Genomic DNA, 18136 nt, shown 5'->3' on the forward strand with positions numbered 1-18136 from the left:
GCTAGTTGTGTCCGTGTCCGGGCTCGCCGTGCCCGGACCCGTCCGCTCCGGCGGTGGGCGTCGGGGTGGGCCGCCCGGGTGTCGCGTCGCTGCCCGGGGTGCCGGTCGGCGACGGCTCGGCCGGCGTGCCGGCGGAGAGGGTGAACTCGGCGGTACGGACGGTGCCGCCGTGCTGGAAGTCGAGGTACAGCCGGTAGGTGCCGGCCGATGGGACGTCGGCGTAGAAGGTGATCCCGGGACCGGCGGCTGTCCGCCCGTCGCCCGGCTCGCCGTCCGGGTGCACGTGCAGGTAGGCCAGATCACCCTGGCGGAGCGCGACCAGGTGGCCGTACGCGCCGAGGTAGGGCTCCAGGTCGGTGACGGGTCGCCCGTCGCGGCTGACGGTCAGGGTCAGTTGACTCGTCTGTCCCGGCGTCAGGGCGCCGTCGAGGCGTACCTGATATCCGTCGACCTCGGCGGTCGGCGCCGGTGCCGGCAGCGGGCGGGGCTGGAAGTCGCCGGGGACCGCGACGTCGAGCCCGAGCGTGAGCGCCTCCGCGCCGCTGGGCTTGAAGTCGGCGAACGCCCGCCAGCTGCCGGGACCGCTCAGCGGTGAGGCGACCCGCCAGGTGCCGTCGGCCGACATCTCCGGGTGCACGTGCCGGAAGCCGGAGAGGTCCCGGCGGGCGACGATCAGGTGCATCCGCTTGTCGTGCGCCACGTCGTAGCCGGTCACCGGCTCCCCGTCCGGCCCGGTGATCCGGAACGCGAATTCATCTGCCGGGGCCGGTACGCCGGTGAGCGTGTAGCCCCGGTCGGAGACGAGCAGTCCACCGGGCAGCCGGGGCGCGCCGGTCGTCCCGGCATCGGTGCCGTGTCCGGTCGAGTGGGCCGAACCGGTGGAGTCGGTGGAGTCGGCGGTGCGTACGGGGCCGGTGAGCTGGCCCGCCCCGTACGCTGCGCCGAACACTGTGGCGAGCCCGAGCGCGAAGGCGCCCAACTTCGTCGCGGTGTTCATCGGGTTACCTGGTTTCTGCTGGCTGGAGCGCGGTCAGGAGGTGACGAGTTCGTAACCGGCCTCGTCGACGGCGGCGCGGAGCCGCTCGGTGTCCACCGGGCTGTCGCTGGTGACGGTGACCGCGCCGGCGGGCACGTCGACGCTCACCTCGGTCACGCCGGGGATCGCGCCGACCTCGGTGCTCACCGCGTTGGCGCAGTGTCCGCAGGTCATGCCCTTGACCTGGTAGCTCTGGGTGATCATTTACGGTTCTCCCTTCCCAGCCCACCCTATACCCTAGGGGGGTATGCGACGCGCAGATTACCCCTCGGGGGTATCCGTACTCCAGGACCGTAGCATACCCCTGGGGGGTTAGCTATGCTTGTGGCATGACGACACCCGCCGAAACCCCGACGCGCGGTTACACCGCCAGCAAGGACCAGTTGCTCGCGCGGCTGCGTCGAGTCGAGGGGCAGGTGCGCGGGATCGAGCGGATGGTCGAGGACGACCGCTACTGCATCGACGTGCTGACCCAGATCTCCGCCATCCAGGCCGCCCTGGACAAGGTCGCCCTCGGGCTGCTGGACGGGCACGCCCGGCACTGCATGCACGAGGGGGCCGCCGAGGGCCGGGCCGACGAGATGGCCACCGAGATGATGGCCGCGGTCGGGCGGCTGATGAAGCGCGGCTGACCGGTCAGTCCCGGGCCGGGTCGGCCTGACCCTCGGGGGTCGGGAAGAGATCGACCTGGTTGCCGAGTCGCACGTTCCCGCCCAGGTGGGCCGGCGGCGGCCGGTCGGTCGCCGGCAACCTCGAGTACCGCCGCCCGGACCCCTCCCGGCCCGGCCGGGAGGTGACCCGGAACGGCACCATCGCGATCGGGGCCGGTGGCGGTTCGAACCTGCGATCGCCCCAGCGGAGCCAGACGGCGATCCGGCCGGCCTGTGCCTCCAGCCTGAGCTTGTCGACCGAACGCTGCCGGTCGGAGTGGTCGACCTCGACCACGACCGGTGCGCCGTCCGGCCGTGCGCATCCGATGTCCACTATGGACTGCCGGTGCTCGTACGGCGGCGGCAGCGGCATCACGCTGGCGGCCCGCCGGTACACCCGCCAGCCCTGCGCCATCGCCCACGCCGCCACCGAGTCGATCAGCAGCACGGTGACCTCGTCACTCGTCTGGTCGGTGAACGCCAGCCGACCCAGCCAACCGGTAAGCGCGGCGCCGATCCGGGCGCCCTCCTCGGCCTGGTCCACCGTGCGACCGTACCGCGTCGAGGTGACCGTACGGCCGCAGTGGTCGTCGCGGTGCGGCGCCTACCTGATCTACAGCACCGGTGGCGCCGTCTCCCCTGATCTACAGGACCGGTGGCGCCGTCCCCGCCCCGGCGCCGTGCCGTCAGGTCAGCGCCGGCAGGACGACCCGCTCCAGCAGCGCCACCGGAGTGCGCCACTGCTCCGGGCTGTTGTAGTTGCCGGCGGTCACCGCCACCACCAGATCCAGTTCCGGTACCACGAACAGGCGCTGGCCGCCGTTGCCGGCGCCGGAGACCACCCGGTGGCCAGCGACAGTGTCGACGTACCAGTGGTATCCGTACCGGGCGTTCCAGGTGGTTTCCAGGCGGGGCCGGAGTATCTCGTCGATCCATCCGGCGGGGACGAGCTGGCGGCCCTGCCACGAGCCTCCGGCGAGCACCAGTTCGCCGATCCTGGCCAGTGCGCGCGGCGTGAGCCGGAGACCGGACGCGGCCGAGGCCACCCCGTCGGCGCCGCTCATCCACTCCACGTTGTCGATTCCCAGCGGGGTGAACAGGGCACTGCGGCCGTACTCCGCCAGCGGCTGGCCGGTCCCGGCGGTGATGAGCCCGCCGAGCAACGCGCTGGCGCCTCCGCAGTACTGCCAGCGGGTGCCGGGCGGGTCGACGATCGGCCGCTCCAACACGTACCGGTACCGGTCCGGCGCCAACTCCATGGCGATCTCGGCATTGGCCGGGCTGTCGTACGGCAGCTCCTCCCGCCATTCCAACCCGAGCGACATCGTCAGCGCGTGCTCGACGGTGAGCCGGGCCCGGGCCGGATCGGCCGCCAGGTCGGGGTACTGCGGGAAGTGTCGCAACAGCGGTGCGGCAGGCTCGGGAACCAGTCCGTCACCAAGTGCGATGCCGTCTCACCGGGCACCTCCCGGCCGGAGCGACACTGCTCGCACGATCTGCTGCGGTGCCCGCTGGCAAGGACGTCCGTTCGGCTGGGTGAGGGTCACGCCGCCGAACCTTACCCGACTGCGCAGCGGCAGGTGGGCCACTGATTCGGATACCGGAAGACGGCCCGGGCGCGACTGTTCCGAAGTGGAGGGTGCTACGTCCCGCCGCCGGAGGCCGGCCCGAGCGCCCGCGGCTCGGCACCGGACGGACGCGGCGCGCCGCGTCGACGGACCCGGCCGGGCGGGTCGACGGGGCGACGGGCCGGACCGCGTCTCCCGGCCCGCCGCAGGTGGACCGGAAGGTAGCCGAGCCCGGCGAGGCCGACCAGCACGTAGAGATTGCTGTAGAGCAGGCCCCAACCCCGGAAGTGCAGGTCCCAGCCGTGCAGCCCGGCGAGGACCCAACTGGTGGTGCCGACGAGGACGAGCCAGGCCAGGGCGGTGGCGGCGAGCCCAAGCCGGCTGCGCGCCCGCCATGACCTGACGCCGAGCAGCGCCAGCGCGGGTACGCACCAGACCCAGTGGTGGTGCCAGGAGACGGGGGAGACCAGGAGACCGGTCGTGGCACAGGCGAGAACGCCGAGCAGATGCTCCCCGGCCCGGGCCCAGTACGCCGCGACCGCCATCCCGAGCACCGCGACGATCACGGCCAGCACGGGCCAGCCGGTACCCGGCTCGGCAGAGTCGGTGAGCCGGGCCAGCGCACCGGCCAGCGACTGGTTCAGGATGGTCCGGGGATCGGCGGTGACCCGGGAGGTGTCCAGGAGCGCGTCCGTCCAGAACCGCACCGAGTCGTCCGGCCGCCAGGCGAACCCGAGCGCCACGGTGGCGGCGAAACCGGCGAGCGCGGTACCGGCGGCCCGGAACCGGCCGGTGACCAGCAGGTAGAGCACGAAGATCAACGGAGTGAGCTTGATCCCGGCGGCGATTCCCACGCCGAGCCCGGACCAGCGCCGCCGGGGGTCGCCGGTCAGGTCGACAAGCACGAGCAGCATCAGCAAGAGCCCGACCTGTCCGGTCTGGAGGTGCCCGGAGACCGGGAACATCGGCAGCGCGACGACCCCGCCGGCCAACGTCGCCAGCGCGCGACGCTCCGCCGGCACACCCACCGCCCGCAGTGTCAGCCAGATCGCTGCCAGCAGCGCGAGGACCGAGGCGAGGGTCCACAGCCCGACCGCGACGGGCAAACCGACCGGCACCAGCGGCTGCAACAGCAGGGCCGCGAACGGCGGATAGGTGAAACCCAGCGCGATGCCGTCCGTTCCCCGATGCGTGGCCTGGTAGAGCGCGCCGTCCCCGGAGGCCGCTGCGGAGGCGCCCGCCTGGTACGTCGCCAGGTCTCCCCAGAAGCTTCCGGTGGCCTGCTGCACCGCAACTGCGGCGGCCGCAACCACCACCGGCAGCACCACCAGACCGACCATCGGGTACCGGCGATGTGGCCCGGCCGGTGCCGGTCTGCTCGACTCCGGCTCGCGGCGCGGCGGCGGGTGTCCGGCCTCGTCCGCGTCGGCGCCCAGGTAGGTGCTTGTCACGGCGCTCCTCCGCATCCACCGCGCCGGTCGTCCGGATCGGTGTCCGGGCAGCGGTAAGCAGAAAAGGTAACGATTCCCCCTGCACCGTTCCTGGACCGAACCTCGATCACGCGCGGTTCCGCCGCGCCCCGCCCGATTCCGCCGCGCCCCCGCCCGAGGCGACGAACGACTGCCGGCAGGTGCGCACCGGCCGTGCGTGGCGAACCACGCACGGCCGGCATTTCGATTACCAGCGGCAGCCTGGCCAGGCGGTCGAGGGTCGAGGCGGGCCTCAGCGATGCAGGGTGGGCCGGTAGGTGAGTTCCTGGGTACGGCCGTCGAGGGTCCGGCTCGCCACCAGCTCCAGGTCGAAGTCGTCGGCACCCTGGAAGATCGGTTCCGCCCCGGTCTTGCCGGTGATCACCGGAAAGACCGTCACCTGGATCCGGTCGACCAGACCGGCGGCCATCAGCGCCCGGTTCATCGACAGGCTGCCGTGCGAGCGCAACGGCACCGCCGACTCCTGCTTGAGCCGGGCCACGACCTCGACCGCGTCGCCACGCACCAGGGTCGCGTCCGGCCAGTCGAGGGGTTCGGCCAGCGTGTTCGACACCACAGTCGCCGGGAGTTCCCTCATCCTGGTGACCCAGGCGTCCCGTACCTCGGACTCCTCGGTGCTCTCGGCGAGCAACTGGGCGAAGACCCGGTACGTGTCGGCGCCGAAGACCATGCGCTGCTCCTCGTCGTACAGGGCGAGGCGGTGTTCGAGCAGCTCGGGACCCTGTTTGCCCCAGTAGCCGCCCCAGTCACCACCGTCAACGGAGCCGAAGCCGTCCAGGCTGGTGAAGACGTCGAAGGTGTAGGTGGCGGTCATGACTCTCTCCTCGTGCGGTCGAGTGCGGTACGACGGTCGTTCAGGAAGCTGCGTTCGGTCTCGTTGGTGGCCAGTGCCATCGCCTGGTCGTAGGCGGCTCGGGCCTCCGCGTCGCGGCCGAGCCGGGCCAGCAGTTCGGCGCGGGTGGCGGGCAGTCGGTGATAGCCCGGCAGGTCGAGGTCCTCCAATGCGGCGAGCGCCACCGCCGGTCCGTGCACCTCGGCGACGGCGACCGCGCGGTTGAGCGCGACGATCGGGTTCGGCGCGAGCGCGAGGAGCTGGTCGTAGAGGGCCAGGACCTGCTGCCAGTCGGTGGCGTCGCCGTCGGTGTGCACCGCGCTTATCGCGGCCTGGATCTGGTACGGGCCGGGCCGGTTGCGCCGCAGGCAACGGCGTACCAGGTCGTGGCCCTCGGCGATCAGCGCCCGGTCCCACAACGACCGGTCCTGGTCGGCCAGCAGCACCAGTTCGCCGGCCGGGCCGAGCCGGGCCGGCCGGCGCGCCTCGGTCAGCAGCAACAGGGCGAGCAGGCCGAGGACCTCGGGCTCGTCCGGCATCAAAGTGGCCAGTTCGCGGGCGAGCCGGATCGCCTCGGCGCAGAGGTCCGTCCTGATCAGTGGTCCGGCGGTGGACGTGTAGCCCTCGTTGAACATCAGGTAGAGCACGGTGAGCACCGGCGGTAGCCGGTCGGGCAGCTCGTGTTCCTCGGGCACCCGGTAGGGGATGCCGGCGTCGCGGATCTTCTTCTTGGCCCGCACGATCCGCTGGGCGACCGTCGCCTCCTGGATCAGATAGGCCCGGGCGATCTCCGGTACTTCGAGGCCGCCGAGCAGCCGGAGCGTGAGGGCGGTACGCGCGTCGGGCGCGAGCGCCGGGTGACAGCAGGTGAAGATGAGTCGGAGTTGGTCGTCTTTCACCGGTCCCACTTCCTGGGGCTGGTCCTGTTGGTGCAGCAGCAGGGCCTGGGCGTGCCGGGTCTCCCGGGTCGACTCCCGGCGGAGCCGGTCGATGGCCCGGTTCCGCGCCGTGGTCACGATCCAGGCGCCCGGGTTCGGCGGCGGGGTCTGCCACTTCTGCAGTGCCGTGGTGAAGGCGTCCTGGACCGCCTCCTCGGCGAGGTTTATGTCACCGAGGAGGCGGGTCAGGGTGGCGACGCAGCGGCCGTACTCCGCCCGGTAGATGCTCGCCAGGTCCATGTCGGGTGACCGGCTCCCGCTCAGGCCTGGGACAGGTCGTCGAAGGGGCGTACCTCGATCGGCCCGCAGACCGCCGCGCACTTCTCGGCCCAGGCCAGCGCCTGGTCCAGGTCCGCGCACTTGATGACCCAGAATCCGGCGATGTGCTCCTTCGTCTCGACGAACGGCCCGTCACTCATGGTGGTGGCGCCGTTCTCGACCCGGACGACCGTGGCGCTGTCCGGCGACCGGAGTCCTCCGCCGAAGACCCAGGCACCGGCGGCCTGTAGTTCCTCGTTGATCCGATCGGTCTCCCTGAACATGGTCTGCATCTCCTCGTCGGACGGCGTCGGCGCGCCCTCGACGAGATGCACGGAAAGCAGGTACTGCTTCATGACTGTCCTCCGTAGTTCGGCGCCTCGGATGGCGACGGGTCAGCCGGCCAGGCGGCGTGCGACAGCGGGGATCACGATCGCGGCCGCGACCAGGTGGGTGAGCATCAGCAGTGCCTTGGTGGCCACCCCGGCGTCGACGACCACGTCCGGCACCAGCGACAGGACCGTCAGCACCACTGTCGTCCGGACGAACGTGCGCCGGGGACGCCTGGCGAACCGGGTCATCAGCGCGGCGATGATCACGCCGATCAGCGAGAAGACAGCGGTCAGCACCCCGAACCCATTGAGCGGGATCGGGGTGCCGCCGATGTCGAGACTGACTCCTGCCGCGTGGCCGGCGGCGGCGACGACAGTGGTGGCGACGCTCGCGGCGACGGTGGCGACGACGCCGGTCCGGATCAGCGCACCGACGGTCGAGCCGGTGGCGCGGGTCGGGGTAACAGTGGTGGTCATCGTGCCCTCCAGTTGGGCGTACGGACCGGCTCCGTGCCGGGCTCTCACCAGGGCTACGAAAAGGATCAAGCCCGATCGACAGGCCCGGCCAGATCTTCTCGGGAAGATTCGAGCCCGGTGTACGTCCAGGAGAAATTCCGGCATAGCGGATGAAGCCACGATAGTCCCGTGTCACCCCGACCCCGGCGAAGCCACGCGGCGGCCGAGGCGGTCTCGACCGCTCTCGATCCCGGTCAGGACAGGATCTCGACGTACCCGTCCGTGCCGTGCACCCGGATCCGCTGCCCGTCCCGGATCAGCCGGGTGGCGTCGACCACCCCGACCACGGCCGGCAGGCCGTACTCCCGGGCGATCACCGCGCCGTGGGTCATCAGGCCACCCACCTCGGTGACCAGGCCCGCGACCGCCACGAACAGGGGTGACCAACTGGGATCGGTGTAGGCAGTGACCAGGATGTCGCCCGCCTCCAGATCGGCCTGCGCCAGGTCGAGGACGACCCGGGCCCGCCCCTCGACGGTCCCGGTGGAGACCGGCAGCCCGACCAGGGCATCGGCGGGCGCGTCGTCCCGCCGGTACGCCCCGACGAGCGCCTCGCCGTCCGAGGTGAGTACCCGGGGCGGCGTGAGCGCCTGGTACGCCCGGAACGCCTCCCTGCGCTCCTCGATGAGCCGGGCGTCCACCCGGTTCGTACGCGCGACCTCGTGGAGTTCCTGGAAGGTGAGGTAGAAGATGTCCTCCGGTTCACCGATGACGCCGGCCCGCACGAGGCGCTCGGCCTCGGCCAGCAACGCCTGCTTGTAGACGAAGTACCGGCTGACGATGCCGTACTTCGGGTACTCCCGGTACCCGATGAAGGTCCGGACCCGGTCGATCATCCGCTTTGCCTCGTCCGCCTTCCGCTCCCCGTCCGGCAGGTCCCGCAGGCGGGCGAGTACCTCCTGTTCCTTCTGCTCCGCCTGCCGCCGTCCGCGCGCGAAGCGCCGTTCGGCGGCCCCCGGTTCGAAGTTCCGCACGTTGTCGAGGATCAGCGGCACGAGCGTGCTGGGGCGTTCGCTCCAGCGTGGCCTCGTGATGTCGATCTCGCCGACGCAGCGCATGCCGTAACGGTCGAGGTAGCTCTCGATCGCGTCGCGGGCCTCGGCGCCGCCGGTGAACTTCGGCAACTCGTCGAGGAAGCCGTCGTCCTCGACCTCGTGCAGGAACGCCACCACCTCCGGGTACGGCCGGATCACGTCGGCGACGTCGAGCAGCGCCAACCCCATCTCGGAGGTGACGTTGTGCGGAGCCGACAGGGTGAGTGTGTCGGCCGCGTTCTTCTCGCCCAGCCACTCCAGCAACCGGTCGTTGAGCCACCAGGTGGCCTCCATGCCCGCCATGATCACCTGCATGCTCAGCGGATCGCCGATAGCCCGCTTGTGATCCTGGAACGCCTCGAGCAGGAAGTCGAAGAGCGCGGGTCCGGTCCTACCCCGGATGTTGCGCCGCAGGGCGGCGATGGACGCCTCGCTGCGCTCGATGAGTTCCCTGACGATGGCCGGGTCGGCCTCGATCGGAGCGGGCGCACCGCCGGCCGGCGGCCCGCCGGGCGCCGCTTCCCGAGCAGGCGGGATGAAGTCGCCTCGGTCGAGGACGGTCTCCAGCGCGTTCCTGGTCAACGGATCGGCTCGCTCCATCGCGGCCAGCAGCGCGGCGCGGCCGGCGGCCGAGGCGAGCCCCGGGGTGACGTCTACGAAGAGCCTCCCGCCGGCCTCGTGCATCGGTGCCATGGCCGTCAGCTGCCACATGGAGACCCCGAGCGGCTTCATGGCGTCGGTCATCATCTGCTGGTGGCCGACCGAGAGGTAGACGTGGTTCTCCGCGTCAGGGGCCACGGGTACGGGAAAGAGCGTGGTGATCGGCCGGCTCTGGACGATCTGGAACTCCTCGTCGACCAGGCACCATTCGATGTCCTGCGGGCGGCCGAAGTGCGCCTCGATCTGACGCCCGAGCCGCACCAGCCGGAGTACCTGCGCATCCGTCAGGGCCGGCTGCTCCTGCCGCTGCGGGTCGATCGCCACCTCCCGGGTACCGCCGGCCGGCACCGCGTGGATGGCACGCTTCTTGGCGGCGACCGTCCGGTCGACGATCTCGCCGTCGCGCACCCTGAAGACGTCCGGATTCACCAGGCCGGAGACGAGGGCCTCGCCCAGCCCGAAGCTGGCGTCCACTGTGGAGACCTTCCGGTTGCCCGTGACCGGATCGGCCGTGAAGAGGATGCCGGAGGTACGCGGGAAGACCATCTGCTGCACCACCACGGCCATCTGGACCGTACGATGGTCGATTCCGTTGCGCTGGCGGTAGGTCACGGCCCGCTCGGTGAACAGCGACGCCCAGCACCGGCTGACGTGCTCCAGAACTGCCGCCCGCCCCACGACGTTCAGATAGGTGTCCTGCTGGCCGGCGAAGGAGGCCGTCGGCAGGTCCTCCGCCGTCGCGCTGGACCGGACGGCGTAGGCGCTCTGCTCACCGGTCCGGGTGAGGGCGCCGGTGATCGCCACCACGAGATCGTCCGGGATGGTGGTTTCCTCGATGGTTCGGCGGATCTCCGCGCTGAGCGTGCGGATCGACTCCCGATCGTCCGGGCTCAGCCGCGACAGCCGATCGAGCCGATCGTCGATCGAGGCCGCCGCCGTGATCCGCCGGAAGGCCTCCGTCGTCACGCAGAACCCGGCCGGCACGCGGATCCCGTCGATCCGTGACAGCTCGCCGAGGTGCGCGCCCTTGCCACCGACGATCGCGGGCTGCGTCCCGCCAATCTCTCGCAGATCCAAGACGTACTGCTCGATCACTTCGACACCCCCGAGGCACTCGGCCGTACCGGCCAGACGGGCGGCGTACCCACCCGGACCGCGACCTCGCCGAACACCGACAACAACATGCGCACGTTGCGCCCCCCATTTCCGCAGGTTGTGGCTCGGCCGACGATTCTGCGCCACAACCCGGGTCTTGCCGCAAGGCCCCCGGTGCGGTATAAGTTAGGAGTGGCAGGGAGAGATCTCCTTGCCATTGTCTGTTCTTCGACGTCTTTTTTGCGGTCTCTTCTTCGGCCTTCTTCGATTTCTTTGTTCGGCCTGATCCGTCCAGCCCATCGGTTGCTGGACAGCCGGAAGCGCGCCCGGAGGCTGGCCGGGCGACGGGTACGGAGCGGAGGAGGGATCGGCCCCTCGGGTCACCGTCGGCGAACCAGCCCTCGCGGGCCGAGTCGTCGCGTGCGGTGTCGGAGCCGAAAGGGGTGACTCAGTCGAGGCAGAACTCGTTGCCCTCGACGTCCTGCATCACGAGGCACGACTCGTTGTGGTCGTCGGCACGTAATAGTCGCACGCGTACCCCGCCGAGCGCGACCAGTCGGGCGGCTTCGGCCTCGAGTACGGCCAGGCGTTCCTCGCCCACGAGCCCGGTACCGGCCCGCACGTCGAGATGTACTCGATTCTTGACGACCTTGCCCTCGGGGACGCGCTGGAAGTACAGCCGCGGGCCCACACCCGTGGGGTCGACGCAGGCGAACGCCGCACCCTGCCGCTCGGGCGGCAGCGACCGGTCGTAGTCGCTCCAACTGGCGAAGTCGTCCGGCGGCGGAGGCACGACGTATCCCAGCACCTCGCACCAGAACCGAGCGACACGCTCAGGTTCCGCGCAGTCGAAGGTGACCTGGATCTGCTTGACCGACGCCATCGGCCCAGCATAGGAGGGCGGACCTCGCGCCGTTGCGCCGGCCCGGCCGTGCCGGGGACGCCGGCCCGGCCAACCGGTGGCGATCCTGGGGGTGGCGCCACGCGTGGCCGGTTCCGGCGGATGAGGAAGACTGGCGGGCATGGCTGATCTTGACGACCCGAAGGCTGCGCTGCTGCGCTACCTCCGGGTGACACGCGACGATTTGATCTGGAAGCTCGACGGATTGAGCGAACGCGAGGCGCGGCTTCCCCGGACCGCGACCGGCAACAACCTCCTGGGAGCCGTCAAGCACTGCCTCAACGTCGAGGCCAGCTACTTCGGCCCGGTCTTCGGACGCGAGTTCCCGACGCCCGGGGAACTGGTCCCGGTGGAGGCGTTCGAGCAGGACCCGCAGGCAGACTGGTACGCGCGGGAGGACGAGACGAAGGACGGCCTGATCGATCTGTACCGCCGGGTCGCGGAATTCGCGGACCAGACGATCGAAGAGCTACCGCTCGACGCGCCCGGTCAGGTGCCGTGGTGGCGGCCGGGCGCGCAGGACGTGACGTTGCACAAGGTCATCGTGCATGTGATCTGCGACCTCGCCCGGCACGCGGGTCACGCTGACATCATGCGCGAGCAGTACGACAACGCGATCGGCCTGCGCCGGGAGAACACCAACCTCCCGGACGACGTGGACTGGCCGGCCTACGTCAGCAAGCTGACGGAACTCGCCGACCGGTTCGGCTGACCGCCCGGTCCGTGTTCTCGCGCCGGGACGCACCGTAGCCCACGGCGCGACCAGAAAAACCGTTTGACAGCGCAGATAATCTGATCCTCCGTACTTTCGGCGGACCGTGAGTCTCGAGGGGGCCCTGCCCCTCGAGACTCAGGAGCCGTGATGCGCCGGGCGCCCGCCCTCTCCTTCCTCCTCGTCACCGTCTTCCTCGACATGCTCGGGCTCGGCCTGATCGTGCCGATCCTGCCTTCCCTGATGACGGCCGTGACCAGGGACGCCGCCGCGGCGGTCCTCTGGTCGGGTCTGCTCGGATCGATCTACGGCCTGTTGCAGTTCGCGGTCTCGCCGCTGCTCGGGCGGCTCTCCGACCGGTACGGTCGACGGCCCGTCCTGCTCGTGTCGCTGGCCTGTCTCGGCGTGGACTGGCTGGCCCACGCGATGTCGCACACCCCCTGGACGCTCCTGGTGTTCCACGCCCTCGCGGCGGCCTGTGCCGGAACGAGGACGGTGGTCAACGCGTACATCGCGGACGTCACGGAACCCGAGTCGCGGGCTCGCGCGTACGGGCTGGTCGGCGCCGCGTTCGGGCTCGGCTTCATCGCCGGTCCGACCATCGGCGGCCTGCTCGGTGCCGTCGACGTGCGCCTGCCGTTCTTCGCCGCCGCCGCGCTGTCCTTCGGCAACGTCGCCTACGGCTGGTTCGTCCTACCCGAGTCGCGACCCGGTGACCGGAGCACCGCACTGACGCTGCGGACGGCGAACCCGTTCCGCGCCGTCGCCGTCGTGCTGCGTCGGCCGGTACTCGGGCGGCTCGGCTACGCCCGCTTCTGCGCCGATGTCGCCCGGATGATCCACCAGTCGACCTGGACGTTCTTCCTCACGTACCAGTTCGCCTGGAGCACCACGCACATCGGCGTGGTGATGGCCGCCGCCGCGCTCCTCGGCGCGGTCTTCCAGGCCCGCGCCGTCGGTCCGGTGGTCCGCCGGCTCGGGGACAAGCGGGCCGCGGTGGCCGGCAGTCTGCTCAGCGTCACGGCGCTGTCGGCTACGGCGTTCGTCTCCGTCGGGTGGATGCTCTACCTCGTGCAGGCGGTCGGGGTGCTCGGCTCGGTCGGTGGCGCGGCCGCCCAGTCGTGGATCTCACGCAACGTCCGGGCCGAGGAGCAGGGGATCGTGCAGGGCGCGCTCACCGGAATCGGCGCGGTCGCCGAGACCGTGGTGCCGATCGCCGCCGGACTGGCCTTCGGGTGGTCGCTCAGTCACGCGTCCCCGGGTCTGGTCTTCGTCGGTGCCGCCGCGTTCGCGGCCGTGTCGACGTTCCTGCTGGCCACCACGCCCGATGTCCGGTTTCCGAAGCAGGCATAACGCGAGGGGACGCGGGTAGCACAGCGGGGGCGTCCGGAGGACCTACCGGAGGTACCAGCAAGGCGAGGTGACCTGCGGCGGGGGCGGACTTCCGCCCTGATATCGAGGTTGTCGAGGTTATGCGTTTCCTGCCCAGGACCACCAGCGGCGCCGACGTCGGCGGCACGTCGGCGCCGAATTCCGGTACCACGGCAACCGAACCCGCCTCCGGGCAGATCCTGCTGCGGCCGGCGACGCACGAGGACCTGCCGGCCACGGCTGATGCGCATGTACTGCTCCTGCCCTTCGGGCTCTTCCCGTCGCTCGGGGCTGGCTTCGTCCGTCGCTGGCAGCGAACCTTCCTCGACTCGCCGCACGGCGTCGGCTATGTCGTCGTCGACCCCACAGCCGCCCCGGAGGAGCTTGTCGGATTCCTCATCGGCACCAGCGACCAGGCCGGCTACGCCGCTGGGTTGATGGCGGACCGGCGTACCGTGCTCTCCCTGGCGGTGGCCGGGCTCGCCGCGATCTCCGTCCGGCCCCGCGTCGCCGCCCGCCTGCTGCGATCGCGGGTCCGGCCGTGGATCCACCGGTTGCGCCACCGCCGGTCAGCGCCGGTACCAGCCCGGTCGACCTCCACGGCACAGGTCGCCGTCATGACCGCGCTGGCGGTGCGGCCGGATTGGCGCAAGAGCGGGATCGGTGAGTGGTTGGTGGAGCGTTTCGTCGAGTACGTCCGGGCTGCCGGTGCCGCGTCGATCGAGGTGCAGACCTCGACCGGACCGCTCGGGGCGGTCGGCTTCTACGAGCGTCTGGGGTGGGAGGCCGGGTCCCAGCGGGTCACCCCCGACGGGGACGTCATCCGCACTTATCATCGCGCCCTGCGCTGAGCCAGTCCCGTCTTTCTGGATCGGGATCCGCTGCAATGGGCAATGCCGGACAACTACCGTGCCGGGCGACACGTGGATATAGTCCGAATCCAACATCCAACTCACGGAGGTCGATGTGTTGGTACGGCGTCTGCGTTCCTCTCTTCTCGTAGCGGGTCTGTCGGCGGTGGCTCTGTTCGGTACGTCCGGCGCGGTCTCGGCGGCTGCGGTGTCCACAATCGACGCCGCCGCGACCTGCCCGTCGAACGCCCTCTGCCTCTACGAGGGAGTCGGTTACACCGGTGAGATGTTCGCCGTGACCTCCCTCAACCCCAGCGGCACCTGCGTGAGCCTGGTGGACGCGGGTTGGGGCGACCGGGCGCACTCGGTGCAGAACACGCACGCCCGTAGCTCGGCCATGTTCCAGAACGACGACTGCCTCGGTGACCCGTACCAGGTACCGAGCAACTCCGGCATCTCCAACCTGGGCTCGTTCACCCCGGACAGTGTCTGGGTCCAGCGGTAGCGACCCTGCCCCGGCGGTACGCACTACCGGTGCGGCTGTCCGGGGTCACATCCGACGCTCGCAGGCGGGTACCCGGTGCCCGCCTGCGAGCGTCGGTGGGGCGCAGCGCGTGTGCTGCGCAAACCCGGGGACCTGCCGCGCGGGAAGCGCGGTCACGACGCCGGCTCGGAGCGGTCGGCCTGATGGCGCCGGCCGAGCCTGCCTAGCAGCCTGGCCACGACCATCGGCAACACGTGCAGTACCACGAACAGCACCGCCGCCAGCGTGGCGATCTGACCGACCGAAAGCCCCTGCGGGGCCAGCACCACGCCCGCATACGCGGCGGTCAGCAACGCATACATCGCGAGGCGCAGCACGATCTTTCGAGCCGAGCCGTCCGGCTCGGCCGCCTCACGCTCGGGCGAGCGCCGTCGCAGTGTCGTGAGCATCGCCGAGATCGCGTTCAGGACTGCGAACAGCAGCGCCCAGAGGGCTGTCCTGCCGACACTCGCCCCGTTGGTCACCGAGGGTGCGACGAGGGTCGTGACCGCGAGCGCGACGAAGACCGGTGGCCAGGTGAAGACGAGGGCGTAGGCCCCCAGCACCGTCCACTTTCGAGTCGTGCCGACCTTGGGCAGGACCTCCTGCTCGATGCGGGCGATGACCTCGTTGGGGGCCCGCACCAGCCTGCTGTTCGAGCCCGTTTCGGGTGTCGGGGGTGCCATGCCGGCAAGCCTAGGGTGTGACAGGCCACCGGTGGGTCACCGAGACGCGGCGGTTCGGCGTACCCGATCCCGGGACCGGCCCCGGGTGCCACCGCGGCGCCGGGCAGCGGAGCCGGACCCGACGCGGACGGTGGGTCGGCTTTGGACAGAGGTGGCGGTCGGTCAGGAGGCGGTGCCGGGCCTTTCGGCGCGCTCGGCCGAGCTGGCGCTCGGTGTCGGGCGACGGGTCAGGACCTGCGGGCCGGATGGCGTGACCGCGACCGTGTGTTCGGAGTGGGCGGTGCGGGAACCATCGGCGGAACGGATCGTCCAACCGTCGTCGTCGAACCTGATCTTGTCGGTGGAGCGGCAGAACCAGGGCTCGATGGCGAGGGTGAGGCCGGGTTCGAGTTTCATGCCTCGGCGGGGGCGGCCTCGGTTGGGCACGTGCGGCGCCTCGTGCATGGTGCGGCCGATGCCGTGGCCGCCGAACTCGGCGTTCACACCGTAGCCGTAGGAATGCGCGACCTCGCCGATCGCGGCGGAGATGTCACCGAGACGACCGCCGGGCTGGGCGGCGGCGATGCCGGCCTCCAGCGCGACCTCGGTGGCCTCGATCAGCCTCAGGTCGGCCGGGTCGGGGGTGCCGACGACGACCGAGAGCGCGGAGTCGGCGACCCAGCCGTCGATGCCGACCGCCATGTCGATGCTGAGCAGGTCACCGTCCCGCAGCAGGTAGTCGTGCGGCAGGCCGTGCAGCACCGCGTCGTTGACGGAGAGGCACAGTACGTTCCGGAACGGGCCGCGACCGAACGAGGGGGAGTAGTCCCAGTAGCAGGATTCGGCGCCGCGTTCGGCGATCCGGCGCCGAGCGTGGTGTTCGAGGTCCATCAGGTTGACGCCGACCGCGGCGCGTGCGCTCAGCTCGGCGAGCAACTCGCCGACGAACTGACCGGCCACCGCCATCCGGTCGATCTCCACGGCGGATTTGAACTCGATCACGACAGCCTCCCTCTCCCGGTGCGGTATTTTTATACCACGTCTGGCCGGGCTCCCCGGAGGGGTATCCTGCGGTCATGGTTCGCCAACCGCTCACCGCCGAACAGATCGCCGCGGGTCAGCGCCTCGGAGCTGCCCTCCGGTCCGCGCGGGCCGGCCGCAGCCTGGTCGAGGTGGCCGTGGCGGCCGGTATCTCCCCGGAGACGCTGCGCAAGATCGAGGCGGGGCGCCTGCCCGCACCTGCCTTCGGCACCGTGGTCTGCCTCAGCCAGGCCCTCGACGTCCCCCTCGGTGAGCTGGCCGACGTCTGGCTGGCCGACATGCCCATCCGTCAGGCGTCCTGACCACCCGCCGCCCAGAAACTCCGGTGGGGGAACCTGCCCGCCGCTGCGGCAGCGGCCTGCCGCGCGGGAAAATGGGGCCGGGCCGGTAACCCGACCCGGCCCGCCGCCGTTCGGCGAAGTGTTCAGGAATCCTGTTCCCGCGACTTGTGTGGAGCCGGAACCTGCGCCGAATATCCGAGTAGCTCGACAAGGTCACCCGTTGCCGCGACGAACGCCTCGTGCACGTCGTCGTCGAAGTGGTTGCGCCAGTCGCCGGACCGCCCCTTGCGATAGTGCGAGACCGTCCCCGGATTCTCCGGGCCGCTCCGCATCCTCGAGAAGCTGTACCGGGACAGCAGGGCCTCCAGTTCGGGCCGTGGAATGACGATCCCGCAGTGGCGCATCAACTGGTCCATCTCGTCCACCTGCCGCTCCCCGGTCAGGTCCTCGTACCGGAACAGCCGGATGGCTTCCGTGCTCTGAGCATTCGCCCACGCGCGAAGGGACCGGAAGGTGCCCTTGTTGTCGAGGTGCTCGATGACGTGCAGCAGGCCCTCCTTCGGCGACTTGTCCTGCAGCGCCTTGCGCACCTGCGGAACGTCACCCATGGCGGTGTGCGAGCTTCGGTAGGAGAAGTAGCCGGAGACGACGATGTCGCGGGGATCGCGCATCACGAAGAAGGCCCGGTAGCGGTCGGGCTTGGGGATGTTCATGAAGCCCTTGTGGGACACGAAGAGAGACGAGACCATTCGACCGGGCGGGAAGGGCTGCGGATAGCGCCACTTGTAGGGGCGCGGGTCGTAGGGGAGCAGGCCAGAATGCCGGTACACGACCGGGTCGTTGAACACGGCCTTGACCCATTGGCTGGCTGATTTGCGGATGGTGCAGTGATACACGTTGACGTACTCGCTTCGGACTTCGACCGGTACGGCGAGTCGCAGTCTGGTGTTGTGCGCCTCACACATCACTCGTCGCGCCACCACGCGTACGGAATTGGGTGTGTGGTGCTTGGTGAAGGTAACGGCACGATCCATCATCGCCTAAATCCTCTCCATACCTGCACGGCCGGGGGACCGTCAGGCCAAGTCGAGACACGTATTCAGGTGGTGCGGGTCGGGACACGATTCAAGCTGGTGGGCGCCCTCGAACGTCGAGGTGGAGCCAGGGCCGGGACACGCCGGGTGGGTCGCGCTCCGGCAATGCCGGATGCCTCAGCTCCGCCCACGAGGCTACATCGGGTTTACCCGGCGTTCACATCTCAGCAGTGGCCGGCCCTCGGCGGTCCAGCCTGCCCGAACCGGCACCGAGCTCGCGGTTCGACGACTCAGGAGGGCCCCGCATCGAAGCTGATGGATTGCACGCGGGGTCGGTGCGGCGTACCG

The 18136-nt window shown here is 70.5% G+C and carries 20 protein-coding genes; 6 read left to right on the plus strand and 14 right to left on the minus strand.

Translation table 11 applies throughout. The features are described 5' to 3' along the window. Position 1: 1 nt before the first annotated feature. On the minus strand, positions 2 to 997 hold the full coding sequence (locus CLT71_RS03720) for a hypothetical protein (RefSeq protein ID WP_101365857.1): 996 nt from the start codon (positions 995 to 997) through the stop codon (positions 2 to 4). Positions 998 to 1030: 33 nt separating this feature from the next. Then, positions 1031 to 1240 carry a heavy-metal-associated domain-containing protein gene (locus CLT71_RS03725; RefSeq protein ID WP_101365858.1) on the minus strand — a complete coding sequence of 70 codons (210 nt, stop codon included), beginning with the start codon at positions 1238 to 1240 and terminating at the stop codon, positions 1031 to 1033. A 125-nt stretch (positions 1241 to 1365) separates the two neighbouring features. Between CLT71_RS03725 and CLT71_RS03730 the strand changes: the two genes are divergently transcribed. Continuing rightward, a complete protein-coding gene (locus tag CLT71_RS03730) occupies positions 1366 to 1668 on the plus strand; it encodes a metal-sensitive transcriptional regulator (protein WP_101365859.1) in 303 nt (100 codons plus the stop codon). 4 nt (positions 1669 to 1672) lie between these two features. Here the strand turns inward: CLT71_RS03730 and CLT71_RS03735 are convergent, their stop codons facing one another. The 9 genes from CLT71_RS03735 to CLT71_RS03775 form a co-directional block, all read right to left on the minus strand. Continuing rightward, positions 1673 to 2230 carry a hypothetical protein gene (locus CLT71_RS03735; protein ID WP_101365860.1) on the minus strand — a complete coding sequence of 186 codons (558 nt, stop codon included), beginning with the start codon at positions 2228 to 2230 and terminating at the stop codon, positions 1673 to 1675. Positions 2231 to 2372: 142 nt separating this feature from the next. Beyond that, entirely contained in the window at positions 2373 to 3089 is a 717-nt protein-coding gene (locus CLT71_RS03740; RefSeq protein WP_486483035.1) for a serine hydrolase domain-containing protein, read from the minus strand. A gap of 239 nt (positions 3090 to 3328) precedes the next feature. Continuing rightward, on the minus strand, positions 3329 to 4705 hold the full coding sequence (locus CLT71_RS03745; RefSeq protein ID WP_486483036.1) for a glycosyltransferase family protein: 1377 nt from the start codon (positions 4703 to 4705) through the stop codon (positions 3329 to 3331). Between the two features lie 271 nt (positions 4706 to 4976). After that, positions 4977 to 5558 carry a dihydrofolate reductase family protein gene (locus CLT71_RS03750; protein ID WP_101365862.1) on the minus strand — a complete coding sequence of 194 codons (582 nt, stop codon included), beginning with the start codon at positions 5556 to 5558 and terminating at the stop codon, positions 4977 to 4979. Further along, positions 5555 to 6754, minus strand: a complete 1200-nt coding sequence (locus CLT71_RS03755; RefSeq protein WP_101365863.1) for an RNA polymerase sigma factor — start codon at positions 6752 to 6754, stop codon at positions 5555 to 5557. Before CLT71_RS03755 ends, CLT71_RS03750 begins: the two co-directional genes overlap by 4 nt. A 20-nt stretch (positions 6755 to 6774) precedes the next feature. Continuing rightward, a complete protein-coding gene (locus CLT71_RS03760) occupies positions 6775 to 7128 on the minus strand; it encodes a YciI family protein (RefSeq protein ID WP_101365864.1) in 354 nt (117 codons plus the stop codon). Positions 7129 to 7167: 39 nt separating this feature from the next. Continuing rightward, on the minus strand, positions 7168 to 7581 hold the full coding sequence (locus CLT71_RS03765) for a DUF6069 family protein (protein WP_101371115.1): 414 nt from the start codon (positions 7579 to 7581) through the stop codon (positions 7168 to 7170). 233 nt (positions 7582 to 7814) lie between these two features. Next, positions 7815 to 10409, minus strand: a complete 2595-nt coding sequence (gene rph / locus CLT71_RS03770) for a rifamycin-inactivating phosphotransferase (RefSeq protein ID WP_101365865.1) — start codon at positions 10407 to 10409, stop codon at positions 7815 to 7817. A 448-nt stretch (positions 10410 to 10857) separates the two neighbouring features. Then, positions 10858 to 11292 carry a VOC family protein gene (locus CLT71_RS03775; protein WP_101365866.1) on the minus strand — a complete coding sequence of 145 codons (435 nt, stop codon included), beginning with the start codon at positions 11290 to 11292 and terminating at the stop codon, positions 10858 to 10860. Positions 11293 to 11431: 139 nt separating this feature from the next. Here CLT71_RS03775 and CLT71_RS03780 point away from each other — a divergent pair, with 139 nt between their 5' ends. The 4 genes from CLT71_RS03780 (at position 11432) to CLT71_RS03795 (ending at position 14749) form a co-directional block, all read left to right on the plus strand. Then, positions 11432 to 12022 carry a DinB family protein gene (locus CLT71_RS03780; RefSeq protein WP_101365867.1) on the plus strand — a complete coding sequence of 197 codons (591 nt, stop codon included), beginning with the start codon at positions 11432 to 11434 and terminating at the stop codon, positions 12020 to 12022. A 150-nt stretch (positions 12023 to 12172) separates the two neighbouring features. After that, complete coding sequence (locus CLT71_RS03785; RefSeq protein WP_101365868.1) at positions 12173 to 13375, plus strand: MFS transporter; 1203 nt, start codon at positions 12173 to 12175, stop codon at positions 13373 to 13375. Positions 13376 to 13494: 119 nt separating this feature from the next. Next, positions 13495 to 14244 carry a GNAT family N-acetyltransferase gene (locus CLT71_RS03790; protein ID WP_101365869.1) on the plus strand — a complete coding sequence of 250 codons (750 nt, stop codon included), beginning with the start codon at positions 13495 to 13497 and terminating at the stop codon, positions 14242 to 14244. 166 nt (positions 14245 to 14410) lie between these two features. Continuing rightward, positions 14411 to 14749, plus strand: a complete 339-nt coding sequence (locus CLT71_RS03795) for a peptidase inhibitor family I36 protein (RefSeq protein WP_158242167.1) — start codon at positions 14411 to 14413, stop codon at positions 14747 to 14749. A 152-nt stretch (positions 14750 to 14901) separates the two neighbouring features. Here CLT71_RS03795 and CLT71_RS03800 read toward each other — a convergent pair whose 3' ends face one another. Both CLT71_RS03800 and map read right to left on the minus strand, forming a co-directional pair. Continuing rightward, entirely contained in the window at positions 14902 to 15453 is a 552-nt protein-coding gene (locus tag CLT71_RS03800; protein ID WP_143743360.1) for a hypothetical protein, read from the minus strand. A gap of 162 nt (positions 15454 to 15615) precedes the next feature. Beyond that, positions 15616 to 16434 (minus strand): type I methionyl aminopeptidase, encoded by an 819-nt coding sequence (gene map / locus CLT71_RS03805; protein ID WP_101365872.1) that lies wholly within the window; start codon positions 16432 to 16434, stop codon positions 15616 to 15618. A gap of 74 nt (positions 16435 to 16508) precedes the next feature. Here map and CLT71_RS03810 point away from each other — a divergent pair, with 74 nt between their 5' ends. Continuing rightward, entirely contained in the window at positions 16509 to 16775 is a 267-nt protein-coding gene (locus CLT71_RS03810) for a helix-turn-helix domain-containing protein (protein WP_101365873.1), read from the plus strand. 122 nt (positions 16776 to 16897) lie between these two features. Here the strand turns inward: CLT71_RS03810 and CLT71_RS03815 are convergent, their stop codons facing one another. Beyond that, positions 16898 to 17791, minus strand: coding sequence for a sulfotransferase domain-containing protein (locus CLT71_RS03815; RefSeq protein WP_101365874.1), 894 nt, complete (start codon positions 17789 to 17791; stop codon positions 16898 to 16900). Between the last annotated feature and the right edge of the window lie 345 nt (positions 17792 to 18136).

Source organism: Plantactinospora sp. CNZ320, assembly GCF_002846275.1.

What these genes read in the sequence shown, in the direction of transcription:
- CLT71_RS03720 (WP_101365857.1), bottom strand. Translation starts at nt 997, where the DNA reads ATGAACACCGCGACGAAGTTGGGCGCCTTCGCGCTCGGGCTCGCCACA.
- CLT71_RS03725 (WP_101365858.1), bottom strand. Translation starts at nt 1,240, where the DNA reads ATGATCACCCAGAGCTACCAGGTCAAGGGCATGACCTGCGGACACTGC.
- CLT71_RS03730 (WP_101365859.1), top strand. Translation starts at nt 1,366, where the DNA reads ATGACGACACCCGCCGAAACCCCGACGCGCGGTTACACCGCCAGCAAG.
- CLT71_RS03750 (WP_101365862.1), bottom strand. Translation starts at nt 5,558, where the DNA reads ATGACCGCCACCTACACCTTCGACGTCTTCACCAGCCTGGACGGCTTC.
- CLT71_RS03755 (WP_101365863.1), bottom strand. Translation starts at nt 6,754, where the DNA reads ATGGACCTGGCGAGCATCTACCGGGCGGAGTACGGCCGCTGCGTCGCC.
- CLT71_RS03760 (WP_101365864.1), bottom strand. Translation starts at nt 7,128, where the DNA reads ATGAAGCAGTACCTGCTTTCCGTGCATCTCGTCGAGGGCGCGCCGACG.
- CLT71_RS03765 (WP_101371115.1), bottom strand. Translation starts at nt 7,581, where the DNA reads ATGACCACCACTGTTACCCCGACCCGCGCCACCGGCTCGACCGTCGGT.
- CLT71_RS03775 (WP_101365866.1), bottom strand. Translation starts at nt 11,292, where the DNA reads ATGGCGTCGGTCAAGCAGATCCAGGTCACCTTCGACTGCGCGGAACCT.
- CLT71_RS03780 (WP_101365867.1), top strand. Translation starts at nt 11,432, where the DNA reads ATGGCTGATCTTGACGACCCGAAGGCTGCGCTGCTGCGCTACCTCCGG.
- CLT71_RS03785 (WP_101365868.1), top strand. Translation starts at nt 12,173, where the DNA reads ATGCGCCGGGCGCCCGCCCTCTCCTTCCTCCTCGTCACCGTCTTCCTC.
- CLT71_RS03790 (WP_101365869.1), top strand. Translation starts at nt 13,495, where the DNA reads ATGCGTTTCCTGCCCAGGACCACCAGCGGCGCCGACGTCGGCGGCACG.
- CLT71_RS03800 (WP_143743360.1), bottom strand. Translation starts at nt 15,453, where the DNA reads ATGGCACCCCCGACACCCGAAACGGGCTCGAACAGCAGGCTGGTGCGG.
- CLT71_RS03810 (WP_101365873.1), top strand. Translation starts at nt 16,509, where the DNA reads ATGGTTCGCCAACCGCTCACCGCCGAACAGATCGCCGCGGGTCAGCGC.
- CLT71_RS03815 (WP_101365874.1), bottom strand. Translation starts at nt 17,791, where the DNA reads ATGATGGATCGTGCCGTTACCTTCACCAAGCACCACACACCCAATTCC.